Below are 499 nucleotides of genomic sequence, written 5' to 3' on the forward strand. Positions count from 1 at the left end.
AACGGCGAGATGCGCGCACAGGTCCTTGCCGGGAAACCGCGTCGGGATGTTTTGCCCGGCGGCCGTATCGTGGCTGCTTGCGTGGATCAGGTTCTCGCCGGCCGTATAACCGACTATCCCCTTCGCGCTGACTTCCAGCTGGCTACCTCCCGCCGTCAACCGAATGCCCTGCTTCGCGGTGAGGGTGATCCAGTCCGTCGTGCTGACGATCGCGACCACCTTCCTGGCCAGCAACTCGAGATCGTCGTCCTGCGCCTCGATCCGTACCTGGCCGCTGGCGGCGACCAGCCTCATGCCCATGCGATGGACGAACACCGAGAACCTGTCCGAAACACTCGCCAGGAGCGATTTGCCGGCGGCAACGGCCATCGTGTCGCCGGCCGTTATCGCCACGTGCCGCCCCGCCGCGACATGAGTCGTTCCCGGCGTGGTGACGGCGATGCCGGCGGCGCCCGCCAGCAGCAACTGTGCGTCGTCCAGTTCGGGAAAGTCGCCGTTG

General features: G+C 66.3%; 1 protein-coding gene. It reads right to left on the reverse strand.

Translation table 11 applies throughout. The features are described 5' to 3' along the window. Positions 1–499: DUF2345 domain-containing protein (locus tag HWY05_RS37770; protein WP_176061491.1), on the reverse strand; the 499-nt coding region annotated here is incomplete at both ends.

This window comes from Paraburkholderia sp. BCC1876, from assembly GCF_902833695.1.
Taxonomy (GTDB): Bacteria; Pseudomonadota; Gammaproteobacteria; order Burkholderiales; family Burkholderiaceae; genus Paraburkholderia.